15 protein-coding genes and 1 pseudogene are annotated in these 19,652 nt (G+C 72.0%); 4 read left to right on the forward strand and 12 right to left on the reverse strand.

Features of this window, described 5'->3' with window-relative positions; genetic code table 11:
* Window positions 1-65: 65 nt before the first annotated feature.
* From cimA to ureA, 5 genes are all read right to left on the reverse strand, one after another.
* Window positions 66-1,670, reverse strand: coding sequence for a citramalate synthase (cimA, locus tag ABT085_RS27435; protein WP_351613318.1), 1,605 nt, complete (start codon window positions 1,668-1,670; stop codon window positions 66-68).
* 351 nt (window positions 1,671-2,021) lie between these two features.
* Window positions 2,022-2,642, reverse strand: a complete 621-nt coding sequence (locus ABT085_RS27440) for a TetR/AcrR family transcriptional regulator (RefSeq protein WP_351613321.1) — start codon at window positions 2,640-2,642, stop codon at window positions 2,022-2,024.
* Window positions 2,643-2,659: 17 nt separating this feature from the next.
* Window positions 2,660-3,697, reverse strand: coding sequence for an agmatine deiminase family protein (locus ABT085_RS27445; protein WP_351613324.1), 1,038 nt, complete (start codon window positions 3,695-3,697; stop codon window positions 2,660-2,662).
* 9 nt (window positions 3,698-3,706) lie between these two features.
* The gene (locus ABT085_RS27450; protein WP_351613328.1) at window positions 3,707-5,416 is read right to left on the reverse strand and encodes an urease subunit alpha; all 1,710 of its coding nucleotides are present in this window, start codon (window positions 5,414-5,416) and stop codon (window positions 3,707-3,709) included.
* Window positions 5,413-6,117 (reverse strand): urease subunit gamma, encoded by a 705-nt coding sequence (gene ureA / locus ABT085_RS27455; RefSeq protein ID WP_351613331.1) that lies wholly within the window; start codon window positions 6,115-6,117, stop codon window positions 5,413-5,415. Before ureA ends, ABT085_RS27450 begins: the two co-directional genes overlap by 4 nt.
* A gap of 179 nt (window positions 6,118-6,296) precedes the next feature.
* Between ureA and ABT085_RS27460 the strand changes: the two genes are divergently transcribed.
* Window positions 6,297-7,736 carry a cytosine permease gene (locus ABT085_RS27460; RefSeq protein WP_351613334.1) on the forward strand — a complete coding sequence of 480 codons (1,440 nt, stop codon included), beginning with the start codon at window positions 6,297-6,299 and terminating at the stop codon, window positions 7,734-7,736.
* 5 nt (window positions 7,737-7,741) lie between these two features.
* On the opposite strand, the gene ABT085_RS27465 is transcribed toward ABT085_RS27460, so the two are convergent.
* Window positions 7,742-8,830: a branched-chain amino acid aminotransferase gene (locus ABT085_RS27465; RefSeq protein WP_351613337.1), complete on the reverse strand. Its 1,089-nt coding sequence runs from the start codon at window positions 8,828-8,830 to the stop codon at window positions 7,742-7,744.
* 249 nt (window positions 8,831-9,079) lie between these two features.
* Window positions 9,080-10,123 carry a 3-isopropylmalate dehydrogenase gene (locus tag ABT085_RS27470; RefSeq protein WP_351613339.1) on the reverse strand — a complete coding sequence of 348 codons (1,044 nt, stop codon included), beginning with the start codon at window positions 10,121-10,123 and terminating at the stop codon, window positions 9,080-9,082.
* Between the two features lie 141 nt (window positions 10,124-10,264).
* Between ABT085_RS27470 and ABT085_RS27475 the strand changes: the two are divergent.
* A pseudogene (locus tag ABT085_RS27475) lies at window positions 10,265-11,873 on the forward strand (purple acid phosphatase family protein).
* Between the two features lie 65 nt (window positions 11,874-11,938).
* On the opposite strand, the gene ABT085_RS27480 reads toward ABT085_RS27475, so the two are convergent.
* The 4 genes from ABT085_RS27480 to ABT085_RS27495 all read right to left on the reverse strand — a co-directional run bounded on the left by ABT085_RS27480 (window position 11,939) and on the right by ABT085_RS27495 (window position 15,810).
* Window positions 11,939-12,070, reverse strand: coding sequence for a hypothetical protein (locus ABT085_RS27480; RefSeq protein ID WP_152887268.1), 132 nt, complete (start codon window positions 12,068-12,070; stop codon window positions 11,939-11,941).
* A gap of 181 nt (window positions 12,071-12,251) precedes the next feature.
* The gene (locus ABT085_RS27485) at window positions 12,252-13,133 is read right to left on the reverse strand and encodes an alpha/beta fold hydrolase (RefSeq protein WP_351613343.1); all 882 of its coding nucleotides are present in this window, start codon (window positions 13,131-13,133) and stop codon (window positions 12,252-12,254) included.
* 81 nt (window positions 13,134-13,214) lie between these two features.
* Complete coding sequence (pruA, locus tag ABT085_RS27490) at window positions 13,215-14,846, reverse strand: L-glutamate gamma-semialdehyde dehydrogenase (RefSeq protein WP_351613346.1); 1,632 nt, start codon at window positions 14,844-14,846, stop codon at window positions 13,215-13,217.
* 37 nt (window positions 14,847-14,883) lie between these two features.
* Entirely contained in the window at window positions 14,884-15,810 is a 927-nt protein-coding gene (locus ABT085_RS27495; protein WP_351613349.1) for a proline dehydrogenase family protein, read from the reverse strand.
* A 163-nt stretch (window positions 15,811-15,973) separates the two neighbouring features.
* Here ABT085_RS27495 and ABT085_RS27500 point away from each other — a divergent pair, with 163 nt between their 5' ends.
* Window positions 15,974-17,224, forward strand: a complete 1,251-nt coding sequence (locus ABT085_RS27500; protein WP_351613352.1) for a PucR family transcriptional regulator — start codon at window positions 15,974-15,976, stop codon at window positions 17,222-17,224.
* A gap of 60 nt (window positions 17,225-17,284) precedes the next feature.
* On the opposite strand, the gene ABT085_RS27505 is transcribed toward ABT085_RS27500, so the two are convergent.
* Window positions 17,285-17,857 carry a TetR/AcrR family transcriptional regulator gene (locus ABT085_RS27505; RefSeq protein WP_351613355.1) on the reverse strand — a complete coding sequence of 191 codons (573 nt, stop codon included), beginning with the start codon at window positions 17,855-17,857 and terminating at the stop codon, window positions 17,285-17,287.
* 97 nt (window positions 17,858-17,954) lie between these two features.
* Between ABT085_RS27505 and ABT085_RS27510 the strand changes: the two genes are divergently transcribed.
* Window positions 17,955-19,517, forward strand: coding sequence for an MFS transporter (locus ABT085_RS27510; RefSeq protein WP_502982818.1), 1,563 nt, complete (start codon window positions 17,955-17,957; stop codon window positions 19,515-19,517).
* Window positions 19,518-19,652: the final 135 nt, after the last annotated feature.

Consider the following 19,652-nt stretch of genomic DNA (forward strand, 5'->3'; position numbering starts at 1 on the left):
CGGTTTCCGTTCGCCCGCGGGGGGGCGGGCGGGGGGGGCCCCCGCCCGCGCCGCCGCGACAGTGTCTAGGCCGCGGGTTCCACGCCGGCGCGCAGGAGACCGTACGTGTACGCGTCCTCCAGGGCCTGCCAGGAGGCGGCGATGACGTTCTCCGCGACACCGACCGTCGACCACTCGCCCGCGCCGTCCGAGGTGGAGATCAGCACCCGGGTGGTGGACTGGGTGCCGTGCTTGCCCTCCAGGATGCGGACCTTGTAGTCCACCAGCTCCAGCTGGGCGAGCTGGGGGTAGATCTTCTCCAGGGCCACCCGCAGGGCCCGGTCCAGGGCGTTGACGGGGCCGTTGCCCTCCGCCGTGGCGACGATGCGCTCGCCCTTGGCGAAGAGCTTGACCGTGGCCTCGTTGGCGTGCGAGCCGTCGGGGCGGTCCTCGACGATCGCGCGCCAGGACTCGACCTCGAAGTACGTGCGGGCCCTGCCCTCGACCTCGGCGCGCAGCAGCAGCTCGAAGCTGGCGTCCGCCGCCTCGAAGGTGTAGCCCTTGAGCTCGCGCTCCTTGACCCGCTCGACGACCCGGCCGACGAGCTCGCGGTCGCCGCTGATGTCGATGCCGAGTTCCTTGCCCTTGAGCTCGACCGAGGCGCGGCCCGCCATGTCGGACACCAGCATCCGCATGGTGTTGCCGACTTCCTCGGGCTCGATGTGCTGGTACAGGGCCGGATCGACCTTGATCGCGGAGGCGTGCAGGCCGCCCTTGTGGGCGAAGGCCGAGACACCGACGTAGGGCTGGTGGGTGGCCGGGGTCAGGTTCACCACCTCGGCGATGGCGTGCGAGATCCGGGTCATCTCGCGCAGCGCGCCCTCGGGCAGCACCTTCTTGCCGTACTTCAGCTCCAGCGCGGCGACCACCGGGAAGAGGTTGGAGTTGCCGACCCGCTCGCCGTAGCCGTTCGCCGTGCACTGGACGTGGGTCGCGCCCGCGTCGACGGCGGCGAGGGTGTTGGCGACCGCGCACCCGGTGTCGTCCTGGGCATGGATGCCGAGCCGGGCGCCGGTGTCGGCGAGGACGGTGGCGACGACGGCCTGGACCTGGGCCGGGAGCATTCCGCCGTTGGTGTCGCACAGGACCACCACGTCGGCGCCCGCCTCCGCGGCGGCCCGCACGACGGCCTTGGCGTACTCCGGGTTCGCGCGGTAGCCGTCGAAGAAGTGCTCGCAGTCGACGAAGACGCGGCGGCCCTGCGAGCGCAGGAAGGAGACGGTGTCGCGGACCATCTCCAGGTTCTCGTCCAGCGTGGTGCGCAGCGCCAGTTCCACATGCCGGTCGTGCGACTTCGCGACCAGCGTGATCACCGGGGCGCCGGAGTCGAGCAGCGCCTTGACCTGGGGGTCCTCGGAGGCCTTGGCGTTGGCGCGGCGGGTGGCGCCGAAGGCGACGAGCGTGGCGTGCTTGAAGTCGATCTCCTGCTGCGCGCGGGCGAAGAACTCCGTGTCGCGCGGGTTGGCGCCGGGCCAGCCGCCCTCGATGAAGCCCACGCCGAAGTCGTCCAGGTGCCGTGCGATGGCCAGCTTGTCGGCGACGGTGAGGTTGATGCCCTCCCGCTGGGCGCCGTCGCGCAGGGTGGTGTCGAAGACGTGGAACGAGTCGTCGAGTTCGCTGGTTTCCGTCATGGGTTCAAGGCTCCTGTTTTGGATCTCGGTCTACCGGAATGACCGGCTCCACCGTCCCCCCACGGTTCCGTGCGCTTCGCCCCTGGCTGAAGGTGGGCCGGGAAAACGAAAAACCTCTCGCGGGTGCGAGAGGTCTGCGCGCGGGTCGAGGACACGATGGCCGCCCGTACCTGGTCGTACGTGGCGGTCACTGCGGACCGGCGCGCCTGCTGCCAATAATCATGGCGAACGAGAGCACGGCGGCAGTCTGGCACAATTCGCCCTCGTGCTCACCGTCCGTCTCAGGATGCGAACAGTGAGCTGCTCACCCGTGGACACGGCATACGGGCCGCCCGGAGCCCGGGACAGCTCTCAGCCGTTCGCGGGCTCCGGTCGTGCCAGCGTCTGGTCCAGGAACTCCCGGGCGTGGCCGAGGACCTGCGCCCGTCCGGTGCCGCGGAGCCCGATCGCCACGTGGATGGACAGGCCGTCGAGGAGGGCGCGCAGCCGGGTGGCGTAGCGGTCGGGGTCGACCGGGCGGATCTCGCCGCGCGAGATGCCCTCCGCGAGCAGGGCGACGAGATCGCGGTGCCAGGCACCCTCGATCGCGGCCTGGCGGTCGCGGGCGTCGTCGTCCGCGTTCTGCGAGCGGTTCCAGACCTCCAGCCACAGGGTCCAGTGCGGGTCGTGGTGGCCGTCGGGGACGTACAGGCCGACGAACGCGTCGAGGCGTTCGCGGACGGGGGCGGCGCGGGTGAGGAGCCGGCTCCGCTCGGCGCCCAGCCTGCTCTCGCTCCACTCCAGGGTCTGGAGCAGCAGCTCGTCCTTGGAGTGGAAGTAGTACAGCAGATGGCCGCTGCTCATGCCGACCTCGCGGCCGAGCCCCGCCATGGTGAGCTTCTCCAGACCGCGCTCGGCGATCATGTCCATGGCCGCGGCGAGGACCTCCTCGCGTGGCGGCGCGTTCTTGCGCGCCCGCGCCGCACCGGCCATCCGCTGCTCCTGTGGTGTCAGACCTTCGGCTGCTGCTGGGTGATGCAGTGGATGCCACCGCCACCGGAGAAGATCGTACGGGCGTCCACCAGCGTCACCGTCCGCTCGGGGAACAGGCGGCCGAAAATCCCGGCCGCGACCTCGTCCCGCGGGTCGTCGAAGCCGCACAGCACCACACCGTCGTTGCAGAGGTAGTGGTTGATGTAGGAGTAGTCGGCCCAGTGGCCGTCGGCCTCCAGGACGGTGGGGGCGGGGACCTCGACGACCTCCAGCGGGCGGCCGTGCGCGTCGGTCTGGGCGCGCAGGATGCCGATGACCTCGCGGGTCACCTCGTGGTCGGGGTGCGCCGGGTCGGGCTGGTGGTGCGCGACCACCACGCCCGGACGGGCGAAGGCGGCGACGATGTCGACATGGCCGAGGGTGCCGAAGCCGTGCGGGGGGTAGTCGCCGGTGAGGCCGCGCGGCAGCCAGATCGCCTTGCGGGTGCCGAGCTGGGCGTGGATCTCCGCCTCGACCTGCTCACGGGTCCAGCCCGGGTTGCGCTCGGGGCCGAGCTGCACGGTCTCGGTCAGCAGGACGGTGCCCTCGCCGTCGACGTGGATCGCGCCGCCCTCGTTGACGAGCTCCGAGGCGTACGTCCGGGCCCCCGCGAGGTCCGAGACCTGCGCGGCGATCTTCGCGTCGTGCTCCCAGCGGGCCCAGTGCTGGGCGCCCCAGCCGTTGAACGTCCAGTCGACGGCCGCGAGTCCCCCCTTGCCGTCGGTGAGGAAGGTGGGACCGATGTCGCGCATCCAGGCGTCGTCGAGGTCGCGTTCGACCGTGTCGATGCCGGGTCCGAGGAGCTCGGCGGCCCGCGCGCTCTGCCCGGGGCCGCACACCACGGTGACGGGTTCGAAACGGCGGACCGCGCGGGCGACCGACGCCCAGGCGGCGCGGGAGGCGGCGAGGTCCTCGGGGTCGTCGAAGGTCGGGTTGGGGCCCGGCCACGCCATCCAGGTGCGCTCGTGCGGGGTCCACTCGGCGGGCATGCGGAAGCCGTCGGCGGCAGCAGACATGGGTGATCCTTAGAGGAAGTACAGACGGTTGAGGGCGACCGAGTCGGCCGGTTCGGAGCGGACGGGTTCGCCGTCGAGGGTGACCAGGCCGGTGCGCTGGTCGACGTCGACCGCTCCGGTACGGGAGTTCAGGCGCAGGTCGGCGGGGCCGATGCCCCGGGTGCCGCGCACCGCGACCCGGCGCCGCCGGGTCGGCATCGTGTCGTTGCCCTGGTCCAGGGCGGCCCGGGCGACGAAGGCGACGGAGAGGTCGGCGGGCGTGCCGCCGTGCGCGCCGAACTGCGGCCCGAGCACGAGGGGTTCGCAGGTGTCGGTGGCCGCGTTGGGGTCGCCGGTCACGCCGTACGCCGGGAAGCCGGCCTTGAGCACGAGCTGCGGCTTGGCGCCGAAGTACTCCGGCCGCCACAGCACGATGTCGGCGAGCTTGCCGGTCTCGATGGAGCCGACCTCGTGCGCGAGGCCGTGCGCGATGGCGGGGTTGATGGTCAGCTTGGCCATGTAGCGCAGGACCCGCTCGTTGTCGTGGTCCTCGGGTGCGCCGAACTCGGCCTTCATCTTCCCGGCCATGGCGAACGTACGGCGCACGGTCTCCCCCGCGCGCCCCATGCCCTGCGCGTCGGACGAGGTGATGCCGATCGCGCCCAGGTCGTGCAGCACGTCCTCGGCGCCCATGGTGCCGGCCCGGATGCGGTCGCGGGCCATGGCGGCGTCGCCGGGCAGGTCGGTCTTGAGGTCGTGGACGGAGACGATCATGCCGTAGTGCTCGGCGACCGCGTCCCGGCCGAAGGGCAGGGTGGGGTTGGTGGAGGAGCCGATGACGTTCGGCACGCCCGCCATCTTCAGCACGTTCGGCACGTGCCCACCGCCGCAGCCCTCGATGTGGAAGGCGTGGATGGTGCGGCCCTCCAGCACCCGCAGGGTGTCCTCGACCGACAGGCACTCGTTCAGCCCGTCGCTGTGCAGGGCGACCTGGACGTCGTGCTCCTCGGCGACGCGCAGCGCGGTGTCCAGCGCCCGGGTGTGGGCGCCCATGTCCTCGTGCACCTTGAAGCCGGACGCGCCGCCCTCGGCGAGCGCCTCGACCAGCGGGGCCGCGTGCGAGGAGGAACCCCGGCCCAGGAAGCCGATGTTGACGGGCCAGGCGTCGAAGGCGTTGAAGGCGTGCCGCAGCGCCCAGGGCGAGTTGACGCCGACGCCCCACACCGGCCCGAACTCCTGGCCGATGATCGTGGTCACGCCGGAGGCCAGCGAGGCCTCCATGATGCGCGGCGACAGCAGGTGGACATGGGTGTCGACGGCCCCGGCGGTGGCGATGAGCCCCTCGCCGGAGACGATCGAGGTGCCCGTGCCGACCACCACGTCGACGCCGTCGAGGGTGTCGGGGTTGCCGGCCCGTCCGATGGCGTGGATACGGCCTTCCCGGATGCCGATGGAGACCTTGCGGATCCCCTGCACGGCGTCGATCACGACGACGTTGCTGATCACGACGTCGCAGGTGTCGCGGACCGCGGCCGCCTTGAGGTGCAGTCCGTCGCGGGCGGTCTTGCCGAAGCCGGCCAGGAACTCGTCTCCGTGCCGCTGGGCGTCGGACTCGACGCGGATCGTCAGACCGGAGTCACCGAGGCGGATGCGGTCGCCGGCCCGCGGGCCGTGGGTGGCGGCGTACTCGTGCGGGGTGAGACGGCGGGTCTCGGCGGGGTGGCCTCCGGGGCGGCTCATCGCTCGGCCTCCTGGTCAGGGGTGTGCGGTACGCCGAGGTAGCCGCAGGCGGCTGCCCGGCGCAGGGCCTCTTCCCGGGCCCCCGGCGCGTCGAGCGGTCCGTCGACCAGCCCGGCGAAGCCGATCGCGATCCGCTCGCCGCCGATCGGCACGAGACCGACCTCAGCGCTCTCGCCGGGGCCGAAGCGCACCGAGGATCCGGCCGGGACCGCCAGGCGCATCCCGTAGGCCTGTCCGCGCGGGAAGTCCAGGCGCGGGTTGGCCTCGAAGAAGTGGAAGTGGGAGGTGACCGAGACCGGGACGGCCGCGGTGTTGGTGACCGTCAGCCGCACGGCGGCCTCGGGCTCGGCGTGCTCGGGGCCCGGCAGCAGCGCGCCGGGGCCCTCCTCGCCCAGTCCGCCACCGATCGGGTCGCTGACCACCGCGAGGCGCGAGCCGTCGTCGAAGACGGCCTCGACGTGCACCTCGGTGACGATGTCGGCGACGCCCGGCAGGACGTCCTGCGGCCCGAGCACGGACCGGGCCGCGGCGATCGCCTCCGCCAGCCGCCGGCCGTCGCGGGCGGCCTCGCAGACGGTGTCCGCGATGATCGCGGTCGCCTCCGGCACGTTCAGCCGCAGGCCGCGGGCGCGGCGGGCACGGGCCAGTTCGGCCGCCCCGAAGAGCAGCAGCCGGTCACGTTCGGTGGGGGTCAGTCTCACGACACGGCACCTCCTTGCCTTCCTCAGGTTAGAGCATCACTCTAAACGTGGGATTCCTTCAACTGAAACATTGACGGTCGACCTTCGAACACGTCACATTGAGCGTCGCTCAAACTGTGCCCCGGGTGGCACGCACTCATCCCTGCCCGAGGTTTGCCGTAGGTCGAAGGAGACCGGTCATGCCGATAGAACAGCGCGGAGTCGACACCATCCCCGACGAGGAACGCACCAGCGGGCCGCGCGACCTCGTGTCGATCCTGCTCGGTTCCAACCTCTGCCTCGGCGTGATCATCTTCGGCTGGCTGCCGCCGTCCTTCGGGCTCGGCTGGTGGGCCTCGGTCAGCTCGGTCGTGGTCGGCACGCTGGTCGGCACCGCCCTGACGGCCCCGCTGGCACTGGTCTCGCTGCGCACCGCGACCAACTTGTCCACCTCCTCCGGCGCCCAGTTCGGGGTGCGCGGCCGGCTGGTCGGCTCGGTCGTCGGGCTGCTGCTCGCGCTCGGCTACACCGCGCTGACGGTGTGGATCGGCGGCGACGTGATGGTCGGCGTGCTGCACCGGCTGTTCGGGATGTCGGCCTCCGGGACCGCGTACACCCTGGTGTACGGGCTGCTCGCGGCCGCGACCGTGGCCGGCGCGGTCTACGGCTACCGGGTGCTGCTGGCCATGTCCCGCGCCCTGGCGATCGTCATGACGGCCCTGCTGGTGCTGGGCGTGATCGCGTACGCCCCGCACTTCACCACCGCCGCGCTGCCGGAGGCCGGCGGCTATCTGCTGGGCGGGTTCTGGCCCACCTGGCTGCTGGCGACGGTGGCCGCCGGTCTGTCCGGGCCGATCGCGTTCATCACCCTGCTGGGCGACTACACCCGCTACATCTCCCCCGCCCGCCACACCTCCCGCCGGGTCCTGCACGCCACCTGGCTCGGCCTGATCCTGGGCCTGCTCGTCCCGCAGCTGTTCGGCACCTTCACGGCGTACGCGGCGGGCGCGGCCCTCGACTACGCGGGCCCCCTGGTCGACGCCTCCCCCGGCTGGTACCTGGTCCCGCTGCTGCTCTCCGCCTCGGCGGGCTCGGCGGGCAACGCGGGCCTGATGCTCTACTCCATGGGCCTGGACCTGGACGCCATCCTGCCCCGGGCCTCCCGGGCGCGGGCCACGGTCACGGTTGCGGTGGTGGCGACGGCCTGTGTGTTCATCGGCCACTTCGCCTGGAACGCCCAGTCCGCGATGACGTCCTTCGTGCTGCTGCTGACCGCGATCGGCACCCCCTGGGCGGTCATCACCCTCATCGGCTTCGTCCGCAGCGGCGGCCGCTACGACGCCGACGCCCTCCAGGTCTTCAACCGGCGCGCGCGGGGCGGGATCTACTGGTACCGGGCCGGCTGGAACGTAGCGGCCACGGTCTCCTGGGCGCTGGGCGCGGCGGTCGGCCTGCTGGCGGTGTCGCTGCCGTCGTACGAGGGTCCGCTGCTGTCGCTGACCGGCGGGGTGGACTGCAGCTTCCTGCTGTCGGGGCTGGTCGGCGGGGCGGTCTACCTGCTGTGGACGGCCCGCGCCGCGAACGGCGGAGCCGCCGCGGACGAGGAGTCCACGGCGGCCCTGGTGAGCAGCGAGGCGTAGCGCGGCTAGCCCAGCTCGTGCATCCAGCCGTGCTTGTCCTCGGCCGTGCCGCGCTGGATGTCGAGCAGAGCCCGGCGCAGGCGCATGGTGACCTCGCCGGGCTCGCCGCCCGACTGGCTCCACTCGGCGCCGGCCCGCTTGACCTTGCCGACCGGGGTGATGACGGCGGCGGTGCCGCAGGCGAAGACCTCGGTGAGGGTGCCGCTCTCGGAGTCGGCCTGCCACTGCTGGATGGAGACGCGGGACTCCTCCGCCTCGTAACCCAGGTCGCGGGCGACGGCCAGCAGGGAGTCACGGGTGACGCCCTCCAGGATCGAGCCGCTGAGGGTCGGGGTGACGATCCGGTCCCCGTACACGAAGTACAGGTTCATGCCGCCGAGTTCCTCGACCCACTTGTGCTCGACGGCGTCGAGGTAGCAGACCTGGTCGCAGCCCTGGGCGGCCGCCTCGGCCTGGGCGAGCAGGGAGGCCGCGTAGTTGCCGCCGGTCTTGGCGTCGCCCATGCCGCCGGGGACGGCGCGGACGCGGTCCTCGGACGCCCAGATGGAGACCGGGCGCACGCCGCCGGGGAAGTACGCGCCGGCCGGGGAGGCGATGACGATGAACAGGTACTCGTTGGCGGGCTTGACGCCCAGCCCGACCTCGGTGGCGATCATGAAGGGACGCAGGTAGAGGGACTCCTCGCCGCCGTGCGCCGGCACCCAGTCCTTGTCCTGCTGGACCAGCAGGTCGCACGCCTCGATGAAGGTCTCGACCGGCAGCTCGGGCATCGCCAGACGGCGGGCGGAGCGCTGGAACCGCTTGGCGTTCTGGTCCGGACGGAAGGTGGCGACGGAGCCGTCGGGGCGGCGGTAGGCCTTGAGCCCCTCGAAGATCTCCTGGGCGTAGTGCAGGACGTTGGTGGCCGGGTCGAGCGGGATCGCCGCGTACGGAACGAGCTGACCGTCGTGCCAGCCGCGCCCCTCGGTCCACTTGATCGTCACCATGTGGTCCGTGAAGTGGCGGCCGAACCCGGGGTTCTTCAGGATCGCCGCACGCTCCGTGGCGGAGAGCGGGTTGGCGGAGGGCTTCAGCTCGATCGTGGGCGTCGTCATGAGTAGGTGTCCTTCACCGGTTGTAGTGACGGGCCGCGCTCACTCCCGCACGGCCGGTGGCCAGTGCTAGGACGTCCGAGCATTCCCTCATACCGCGGCTCCGCGTTCGATTATCGCGCGGGGGCTGCGGCGGAAGAAAACGGGGTGAATGCGGCCCAGGGGTTGATGGTGGCACCCCGGCGACGCATACGGAAAGCCGCCGGGTGCGGATGCGACCCGGCGGCTTCGAGTGAATCGAGTGGCGCGGGGTCAGCCGGCTACTCGTACGGAGAGGGCGTCGCCGATCTCCGTGGTGCTGCGGGCGGGCTGCCCGACGCGCTCCGCGAGGTCGGCGGAGACGGCGTCCTCGATCCGGGCCGCCTCGGCCTCGTAGCCGAGGTGACGCAGCAGCAGGGCGACGGACAGGACCGTGGCGGTGGGGTCGGCCTTGCCCTGGCCGGCGATGTCCGGGGCCGAGCCGTGCACGGGCTCGAACATGGACGGGAACTCGCCGCCCGGGTTGATGTTGCCGGAGGCGGCGACGCCGATGCCGCCGGAGACGGCCGCGGCGAGGTCGGTGATGATGTCGCCGAAGAGGTTGTCGGTGACGATGACGTCGAAGCGCTCGGGCTGGGTGACCAGGTAGATGGTCGCCGCGTCGACGTGGATGTACTCGGTGGCGACCTCGGGGAACTCCTCGGCCACCTTGTTGAAGATGTTCGTCCACAGATGCCCGGCGAAGGTCAGCACGTTGTTCTTGTGGACCAGCGTGAGCTTCTTGCGCGGGCGGGCCTGGGCGCGGGCGAACGCGTCGCGGACCACGCGCTCGACACCGAAGGCCGTGTTCACCGAGACCTCGGTGGCGACCTCGTGCTCGGTGCCCTTGCGGATGGTGCCGCCGTTGCCGGTGTACGGGCCCTCGGTGCCCTCGCGGACCACGACGAAGTCGATCTCGGGCTGGCCGGCCAGCGGCGTGGCGACACCCGGGAGCAGCTTCGAGGGACGCAGGTTGACGTGGTGGTCGAAGGCGAACCGGAGCTTGAGCAGGAAGCCGCGCTCCAGGACGCCGGACGGCACCGAGGGGTCGCCGATCGCGCCGAGCAGGATGGCGTCGTGCTGCTTGAGCGCGTCGAGGTCGGCGTCGGTGAGGGTCTCACCGGTCGCGTGGTAGCGCCGGGCGCCGAAGTCGTACTCCTTGGTCTCCAGCTTCACATCCTGCGGAAGGACGGCGGAGAGGACCTTGAGACCCTCGGCCACGACCTCCTGGCCGATGCCGTCACCGGGGATCACTGCGAGATTGATGCTGCGAGACATGCGGGCACCCTACTCCTCGTCCCATGGAATGACACGGGCCGTCCGCGATACGGACACCCCGATGGCGGACGGACTCATCCCGTCGGGTGGCGTTCATCCCCGCGTACGGCGGTGTCGGCCCGCGCCGGGAAGTTCACCGCCATGGACCTTCCCGACGTCGGCATCCCGCCGCGGCTCGCGCGCCGGCTGAGCATGGCGGAACAGTACGAGTACCTGCGCACGAGCCGCACGAGCCCGACCAGGCGCCGCGCGCTGGTGACCGCGGGCGCGGTGGCGGGCGGCCTGCTGACCGGCTGCTCCGCGGCAACCGCCGCCGGGACCACGGCGGGCCCGGCCGCCCGGACGACTGCCGGGACGGCTGCCGCGGGGCCGCGGCCGCCGGCTTCCCGGGTGCCCGGCTCCGCCGTCGTGCCCGTCGGGCGGCATCTCGCCTTCGGCGCCGACCCGCGGACCGCGATGCGGGTCTCCTGGCAGGTGCCGGCCGCGGTGCACCGGCCGTATCTGCGCCTCGGGGCGCGGCCGGACCGGCTGGGCGCCCGGATCGAGGCCGAGGTGCGCGCCCTGCACACACCCGGGGTGGCGGGGGCGCGCCCGGCGGTGGAGCAGTACTACGTGCACGCGGCGCTGGACGGGCTGCTGCCCGGCACGACCTACTGGTACGGCGTCGGCCACGACGGCTTCGACCCGGCCGCGGCCGGGCACCGCGCCACCGTCGCCTCCTTCCGCACGGCACCCGCGGACCCGGGGACGTTCGTGTTCACCGCCTTCGGCGACCAGGGCGTCTCCCGGGCGGCGGCCTCCTGCGACCGGCTGCTGCTGACCCGCGCCCCGGCCTTTCCATCTGCACGCGGGCGACCTCTGCTACGCGGACGGCAACGGGCAGGGCAGGACGTCGGACGGCTACGACCCCACCGCCTGGGACCTGTTCCTCGAGCAGAACGAGCCGGTGGCCCGCTGCGTGCCGTGGATGGTGACCACCGGCAACCACGACATGGAGGCCTGGTACTCCCCCGACGGCTACGGGGGCCAGCTGGCCCGCTTCTCGCTCCCGGACAGCGGCTTCGACCCGCGCACCGCGCCGGGCGTGTACTCCTTCGTCTGCGGCAACGTCGCGGTGGTGGCGCTGGACGCGAACGACGTGTCGTACGAGATCCCCGCCAACCTCGGCCACACCCAGGGCCGGCAGACGGCATGGCTGGAGCGCAGGCTGCGTGAGCTGCGCGCGGCCGACGGCGTCGACTTCGTCGTGGTCTTCTTCCACCACTGCGCCTACTCGACCTCGGCGCACGCCTCCGACGGCGGGGTGCGCGCCGCCTGGGTGCCGCTGTTCGCACAGCACCGGGTGGACCTGGTGATCAACGGGCACAACCATGTGTACGAGCGGACCGACGCCGTGAAGAACGGCGAGGTGGGCAGGCCGGCGCCGGTCGGCGGCTCGACGGACCCGGCCCGGGACGGGACCGTGTACGTCACCGCCGGTGGCGGCGGCCGGGACCTGTACGGCTTTCCGGCAGGCGCCGACGAGAGCCACGAGGGCCGGGTGACCCGCCACGAGCCGGTCGAGACGTTCCACTGGACGAGGTCGCGGCAGCAGAGCGCCGAGACCGTGGAGTGGTCACGGGTGCGCTACCGCGGCTTCTCCCTGCTGTCCGTGGAGGCGTCCGGCGGGACGTCCCCCCGGCTGCGGGTGTCGGCGCTCGCCGCGAACGGCGCGCGCATAGACCATTTCGAGGTGCGGCGCGGGGCGTAGACCCCGCACCGCAACCCGACGGGTGCGGCTCCCGGCACAGGGCGTTTCAGTACAGGGGGTCCGGCTCAGTGGCCGGTCTCGCCGCCGTTGTCACGGCGGTCGAGGGCGCGCTGGAGTGCGGCCGCGGCGTTCTTGCGGTCGGACTCGCTGCTGCGGGAGGTGTGACGGACTCGGCGGCGGACGGTCGTCTCGGCCATGGGAAATCGACTCCTTCGAAATCCGGGAGCGCGGAAAGGGGTACGAGACGCCGGAAAGGGCGGGGAGCCTGGCCGCAGGGGTTGCCTGCACGGGGTTCGGCTCACGACCGCCATTCGCTGGATCGAGCGAGACGTTCGGCTCCTACAACGCTAAGGGAGAAGCTCGCGACTGTCTCTACAATTACTCGGACTTCCTACTATCTGAGACGGCGCGCCCCACCGCCTCCGTGAAACCCGCCGGATCCTCGGTCCACACCAGGTGACCGGCCCCCGGCAGGGTCACCCGGCGCACCCTCGGCAGGGCCCGCTCCAGCGAGTCCACGGCCGAACGGGGCCGGATGTCCTGGGCTCCGTCGAGAATCGTCACCGGCACCCGCAGGGCGCGGCAGGCCTCGTACAGCCGCGCCGTGCCGCAGCGCCTGCGCCGCTCCCGGTCGAGGGCCCGGTTGCACGCCTCGTTGACCGCGAACCACGGATCGGCCAGCCGCCCGGCGAGCTCCGCAGCGCGCTCACGGTCGGCGAACTCTGCCGACCACTGGAGCACCGCCCGCTCCCGCTCCTGGCCGCCGGTCCGCAGCGGCCGGTCCGTCAGCTCCCGCCAGCGGGCCAGACGTGCGGGGCGGTCGCCGAGCCGGGCGAGGAAGTTCGCCGTGAAGGCGTCGCGCCAGCCGGCGTCCGGCCCGATGCCCGTCCCGGCCGCATAGACCAGCGCGCTCACCCGCTCCGGGTGCGCGAGCGCGTAGTCCAGTGCGAGCTGCGCGCCCCAGGAGTGACCGAGCAGGGCCATCCGGTCGAACCCGAAGTGGCGTCGTACGGCGTCCAGGTCGGCCACGGAGCGCGCGGACGTCCATGGTCCCGCGCACCGCTCGGACCGTCCGCACCCGCGCTGGTCCCAGCGGACCACCGTGGCCAGGTCCGCGAGCGGCCCGGCCGCGTCGGCGAACATGTCCCACAGGCCGGGTCCGCCGTGGCACAGCACCAGCGGCCCGCCCCGGCCCGAGCCACTCGCCCACAGCCGTACGCCGTCGTCCGTGGTCACCGTCTGCTGCTCCGCGCGGGCCATGGGGCAAGTCTGCCCGCGCACACGCCGACGGGCCGGGCCGGATCGAGTCGATCCGGCCCGGCCCGTGCGGGGTCAGGGGTGTCAGCCCATGTGCGGGTAGCCATACTCGGTCGGCGGGACCAGCGTCTCCTTGATGGCGCGGGTCAGCGTCCAGCGCATCAGGTTCTGCGGGGCACCGGCCTTGTCGTTGGTGCCGGAGGCACGGCCACCGCCGAAGGGCTGCTGGCCGACGACGGCGCCGGTCGACTTGTCGTTGATGTAGAAGTTGCCCGCCGCGAAGCGCAGCTTCTCCATCGTGTACGCGGCGGCCGCGCGGTCGCCCGAGATCACCGAGCCGGTGAGGGCGTAGTCGGACGCCGACTCCATCTGGGTCAGCATCTCGTCGTACTTGTCGTCCTCGTAGACGTGCACGGCGAGGAAGGGACCGAAGTACTCGGTCGTGAAGACCTCGTTCTCCGGGTCCGTGCACTCGACGACGGTCGGCCGCACGAAGTAGCCGACGGAGTCGTCGTACGAGCCGCCCGCGACGATCGTGCAGGTCGGGTCGGCCTGCGCGCGGTCGATGGCCGCCTTGTTCTTGGCGAACGACCGCTCGTCGATGACCGCGCCGATGAAGTTCGACAGGTCGGTGACGTCACCCATGGTCAGTCCGTCGACCTCGGCCGCGAACTCCTCCTTGAAACCGGAGTTCCAGATGGAGGCCGGGATGTAGGCGCGGGAGCTCGCCGAGCACTTCTGGCCCTGGTACTCGAAGGAACCGCGGGTCAGGGCGGTCTTGAGGACCGCGCGGTCGGCCGACGGGTGGGCGACCACGAAGTCCTTGCCGCCGGTCTCGCCGACCAGACGCGGGTAGGAGCGGTACTTCTCGATGTTGTTGCCGACCGTCTTCCACAGGTACTGGAAGGTCTTGGTCGAGCCGGTGAAGTGGATACCGGCCAGGTCGCGGTGCTCAAGGGCGACCTTGGAGACCTCGATGCCGTCACCGGTGACGAGGTTGATGACACCCTTGGGCAGGCCCGCCTCCTCCAGGAGCTGCATCAGCAGCACGGCGGCGTGGGTCTGCGTCGGGGACGGCTTCCACACGACGACGTTGCCCATGAGCGCCGGAGCGGTGGGCAGGTTGCCCGCGATCGCCGTGAAGTTGAACGGCGTGATCGCGTAGACGAAGCCCTCCAGCGGGCGGTGGTCCATGCGGTTCCACACGCCCGGGGAGTTAGCCGGCGGCTGCTCGGCGAGGATCTGGCGGGCGTAGTGGACGTTGAAGCGCCAGAAGTCGACGAGCTCGCAGGGGGTGTCGATCTCGGCCTGCTGGGCGGTCTTCGACTGGCCGAGCATGGTGGAGGCGGCCAGCGTCTCGCGCCAGGGGCCGGCCAGCAGCTCGGCGGCGCGCAGGATGATCGCGGCGCGGTCGTCGAAGGCCATCGCGCGCCAGGCCGGGGCGGCGGCGAGGGCCGCGTCCACGGCGTCCTGGGCGTCCTGCTGCGTGGCGTTGGCGTAGGTGCCGATGCGCGCCTTGTGGTTGTGCGGCTGCACGACGTCGAAACGCTCGCCGCCGCCCATGCGCTTCTCGCCGCCGATGGTCATCGGCAGGTCGATCGGGTTCTCGGCCAGCTCCTTGAGCTTGGCCTCCAGACGGGCGCGCTCGGGCGAGCCGGGGGCGTAGCCGTGCACCGGCTCGTTGACGGGGGTGGGGACCTGGGTCACAGCGTCCATTTTTCCGTAACTCCTTGAGTCGAGCGGGTGTTCGGTCTCAGCCCTTGGTGAGGATCGAGCGGGCGAAGAAGAGGAGGTTGGCCGGCTTCTCCGCCAGGCGACGCATGAAGTAGCCGTACCAGTCGGTGCCGTACGCGGTGTAGACGCGCATACGGTGGCCCTCGGCGGCGAGCCGCACGTGCTCGTCGCTGCGGATGCCGTACAGCATCTGGAACTCGTACTCGTCCAGCTTGCGCCCGGCGGTCCGCGCCAGCTCCTGGGCGATCGAGATGAGGCGCGGGTCGTGGGACCCGATCATCGGGTAGCCCTCGCCCTCCATCAGGATCTTCAGGATCCGGACGTACGCCTTGTCGGTCTCGGACTTCTTCTGGTACGCGACCTCGGCGGGCTCCTTGTAGGCGCCCTTGACGATGCGTACGCGGCTGCCGGCCGCGGCGAGCCGGCGGGCGTCGTCCTCGGTGCGGAAGAGGTAGGCCTGGATCACACAGCCGGTCTGCGGGAAGTCCTTCCGCAGCTCCTCGTGGATGGCGAACATCGAGTCGAGGGTGGTGTGGTCCTCGGCGTCGAGCGTGACGGTGGTGCCGATGGCGGCGGCGGCCTCGACGACCGGACGGACGTTGGCCAGGGCCAGCTCGTGCCCGCCCTCCAGGGCCTGTCCGAACATGGAGAGCTTGACCGACATCTCGGCCTTGGTGCCGAGGCCGAGCTTCTCGAGGCGGCCGATCAGCTCCAGGTACGCGTCCCGGGCGGCGTACGACTGCTCGGGGGTGGTGATGTCCTCGCCGACGACGTCCATCGTGACTTCCAGGCCCTTGCCCGTGAGGTCCTTGATGATCGGGACGACCTGGTCGACGGTCTCACCGGGGATGAAGCGGTCGACGACCGGCTTGGTCACCGGAGCCGCCGAGATCAGACGGCGCATCCGGTCGCTGCGCGACGCGGCGAGAATCACGGGACCCAGCACGGGGCACCTCCACAGACAAGCACGAAACGGCCGCTCACCGACGATTCGGGTACGGCACGGAGAACCACCGTGAAACCTAAGGATCTCTCCGATCGTGGGCCATCGACAGCTGTCACGCATCCGCGCCCCGGTTCTCAGACAGATGTATGAAGGGCCCCTGTACATGCGGGAGAATGCCGGAGTGACGTCGGACGCCGCGCCCTTCCACCACCGGGCTGACTACCAGGAGCTGGTCGACGAGCTCTCGGAGCTGCTGGGCGCTCCGGCGACGCTGGAGAACCGCGACTTCGAGCTGATCGCCTTCGGCGCGTACGACAGCGAGGACGAGCTGGACGCCGCGGCCCTGGACCCGGTGCGCACCCGCTCGATCCTGACCCGCCGCTCCACGGCGGCGGTGCGCACCTGGTTCGAGGGCTTCGGCATCACCCGGGCGGCCGGTCCGGTGCGGATCCCGCCCACCCCGGAGGCGGGCGTGTACCGGGGGCGCATCTGTCTGCCGGCCCGTCATCGGGGTGTCGTCCTCGGATACGTGTGGCTGCTGGACGACGACCCGGGCCCCTCCGAGGCACAGCTGGCCGCCGCCATGCGCGTCGCCGGCCGGATCGGGGAACTGCTGGCCGACGAGGCGCAGCACGGCGCCGACCTGTCCCGGGAGCTGCGGGCGGTGCTGACGGCCGAGCGCGGCTGGCAGCAGGAGATGGCGGTGGCGGAGCTGCGTACGGCGCTGGGCGCCCGCGCGGACGGTCTGCACACGCTCGTCTGTGTGGCCCCCTGGCGGACGGCCGATCCGCAGGGCGCTCCGTCGGCGCGGGCGGTGCCGCACGCCACCGCCCTGTGCACGGTCCCCCGGGGCGCCACCGGGCAGAGTCTCGCGGTGCTGGTGCGGCTGCGGTCCGCGGACGTGCGCGCGCCCGCGCTGACCACGGCCGCGCGGCTGCTGAAGGAAGGGGCGGCGGGGGCGGCCGGGATGAAGGAGGGGGCCGCCGCGGCCGGGGTGAGCGAGGCGCGCACCGGACTCGCCGAGCTGGCCGCCGCCTGGCACGAGGCCGCGGCTGCGGCACGGGCGGCGCTGGCGGAGCCCCGCCTCGGACCGGTCGCCGAGTGGTCGGCCATCGGGCCGTACCGGCTGCTGACCGCGCTGCCCCCGGCGGCCGCCCGCGACAGCGCCGTACAGGCCCTGCTGTCCCCGGCCCAGCGGGACCTCGCGCGCACCGCCGAGGCCTACCTCGACTGCGCGGGCCAGGCCGGCCGTACGGCGGCGGAGCTGGGCATCCACCGGCAGACCCTGTACTACCGGCTGTCCCGGGTCGAGCAGCTGACGGGACTGGACCTGGACGACGGTGAGGACCGGCTGCTGCTGCACATGGCGCTGAAGGGCGCGCGGCTGCGCGACGACGGGGCCGACGCGCGCTGAACGCGGCCGGTTCCGGCGCTCCGCCGGCGCGTGAGGCCCGGTTGGCGGCCTCGATGAGCGTCAGGCCCGGTTGGCGGCCTCGATGATCTGCCGCAGCCCCTCCGTCAGCACGTCCCCGTCGGGCGCGGTCTTCGGGTCGAAGGTCCACTGCGCGATGAGGCCCGACATCAGCGTCATGTAGAAGCGGCCCAGCGTGTCCGCTGTCTCGTCGGAGACCTCCTCCTCCGGCACGCCCATGAGGAGTGAGACGAGGCCCCGGCCGCCCTCCCGCTGGGCGCGGGCCAGATGGTCGCGCACCTCGGGCAGTTCGATGGTGATGACCTCCATGCCGAGCCGCCACATCGAGCCGGGCTGCCGCATCGACTCGGCGATGTTCGACCACACCTCGCGGAAGCGCTCCAGCGAGCCGGGCGGGGCGCTGATCCCGGTTCCCCCGTCCCCGTCGAAGGGCACCTCGTCCACCAGCGAGAGGTACGCCTGCGCGAGGAGCGCGTCCTTCGACCCGTAGTGGTAGCCGATGGACGCGAGATTCGTCCCCGACTCCTTCACGATGTCGCGCGCCGTGGTGCGCGCGAAGCCCTTCGCCAGCAGGCAGCGCTTGGCGCCTTCCAGCAGATCCTCACGATGTCCCATGCCCGGCACCCTACCGCTGATCCATACAGCCGTCCTAGACGCACGACTTATACAATCGTTCTAGACAACCGTTTAAGACGCGCGTACATTCCTCGGCATGACGAACTCTCCGAGCACCGACCCGCCCGGCACCAACCCGCCCGGCACCACCGCGACGGGGACCGCCACGCCCCCGGCCGCCCTCGCCGGCCGCCGCGAGTGGACCGCCCTGGCCGTGCTGATGCTTCCGCTGCTGCTGGTCTCGATGGACGTCTCCGTCCTCTACTTCGCGATCCCGGCGATCAGCGCGGACCTCGCCCCCAGCGGCACCCAGCAGCTGTGGATCTTCGACATCTACGCCTTCGTCCTGGCGGGCCTGCTGATGACGATGGGCTCGCTCGGCGACCGCATCGGCCGGCGCAGGCTGCTGCTGATCGGCGCCGCCGCCTTCGGCACCGCCTCGGCGGTGGCCGCCTACGCGAACAGCCCCGAGACCCTGATCGCGGCCCGCGCGGTCCTCGGCGTCGGCGGCGCGACCCTGATGCCGTCGACGATGGCGATCATCCGGACGATGTTCACCGACCCCGGACAGCGCACAAAGGCGATCGGTCTGTGGTCCGGTGTCATGACCGGCGGCATCGCCCTCGGTTCGGTGATGAGCGGAGTCCTCGTCCAGTACTTCTGGTGGGGCTCGGTCTTCCTGGTCAACCTGCCCGCGATGGCGCTGCTGCTGGTCCTCGGCCCGTTCCTGTTGCCCGAGTCCAGGAACCCCGAGCCGGGCCGCTTCGACCTGCCGAGCGTTCCGCTGTCGATGGCCGCCGTCCTGCCGGTGATCTACGGCATCAAGGAGATCCCGTCCGAGGGCTGGCGGACCGAGTACGTCGTCTCGATCCTCGTCGGCCTGGTCTTCGCCGCCCTGTTCGTCCACCGCCAGCGCACCGCGAAGTCGCCGCTGATCTCCCCCGCCGTGTTCCGCGGCCGCGGCTTCGCCCCCGCGGTCGTCCTCAACCTGATCTCGTCCTTCGGCATGATGGGCTCGGCGTTCTTCACCACCCAGTACCTCCAGTCGGTGCTCGGGAAGAGTCCGCTGTCAGCCGCCCTGTGGTCCCTGCTTCCCACCGTCCTGGTGGGTGTCGCCGCGCCGGTCGCCGCGCAGCTCGTGGCCAGGGGCGTCCACCGCGCCCATGTCGTCTCCGGCGGATTCGCGGTCGCCGCCTGCGGCTACGGCCTGCTGGCCCTCGCCGGCACCGACTCCCTGTGGCTCGTGCTGGCCGGCGCGGGCGTCCTCGCCTCCGGGATCGTCGCCGTGATGTCGCAGATGATGGACCTGGCCCTCGGCACCGTCCCCCTCGGCAACACGGGCGCCGCCGCCTCCCTCCTGGAGACCGGCGCCGAGTTCGGCGGCGCCCTGGGCATGGCGGTCCTCGGCTCCATCGGCACCGCGGTCTACCGGCACGCGATGCCGTCCTCGGCACCGGCCGGGGCCCACGAGACGCTGGGCGGCGCGCTCGCCCTCGCCGGCCGGCTCCCGGGGCGCACGGGTGACGCCCTGGCAGCGGCGGCGCGGGCGGCCTTCACCGACGGGATGCAGGCGGCCGCGATCGCCGGGGCGGCTCTGCTCGTCGCGGCGGCGGTGCTGGCGGCGATGACCCTGCGCAAGATCCGCGTCGAGGCCGGATGACCACGCACGCACAAAGCGCCGGGGGGGGGGGGTTACCGCAGCCCCCCCCCCGCGGTTGGGACACACAGGCGGGCCGCCCCGGGCCACCCCATAGGGAGAGGGCAAAGGGGAAAAAAAAAGACCGAACACAAAATA

Source organism: Streptomyces sp. NPDC002265 (genome assembly GCF_040296125.1).
In the GTDB taxonomy this organism is placed as follows: domain Bacteria; phylum Actinomycetota; class Actinomycetes; order Streptomycetales; family Streptomycetaceae; genus Streptomyces.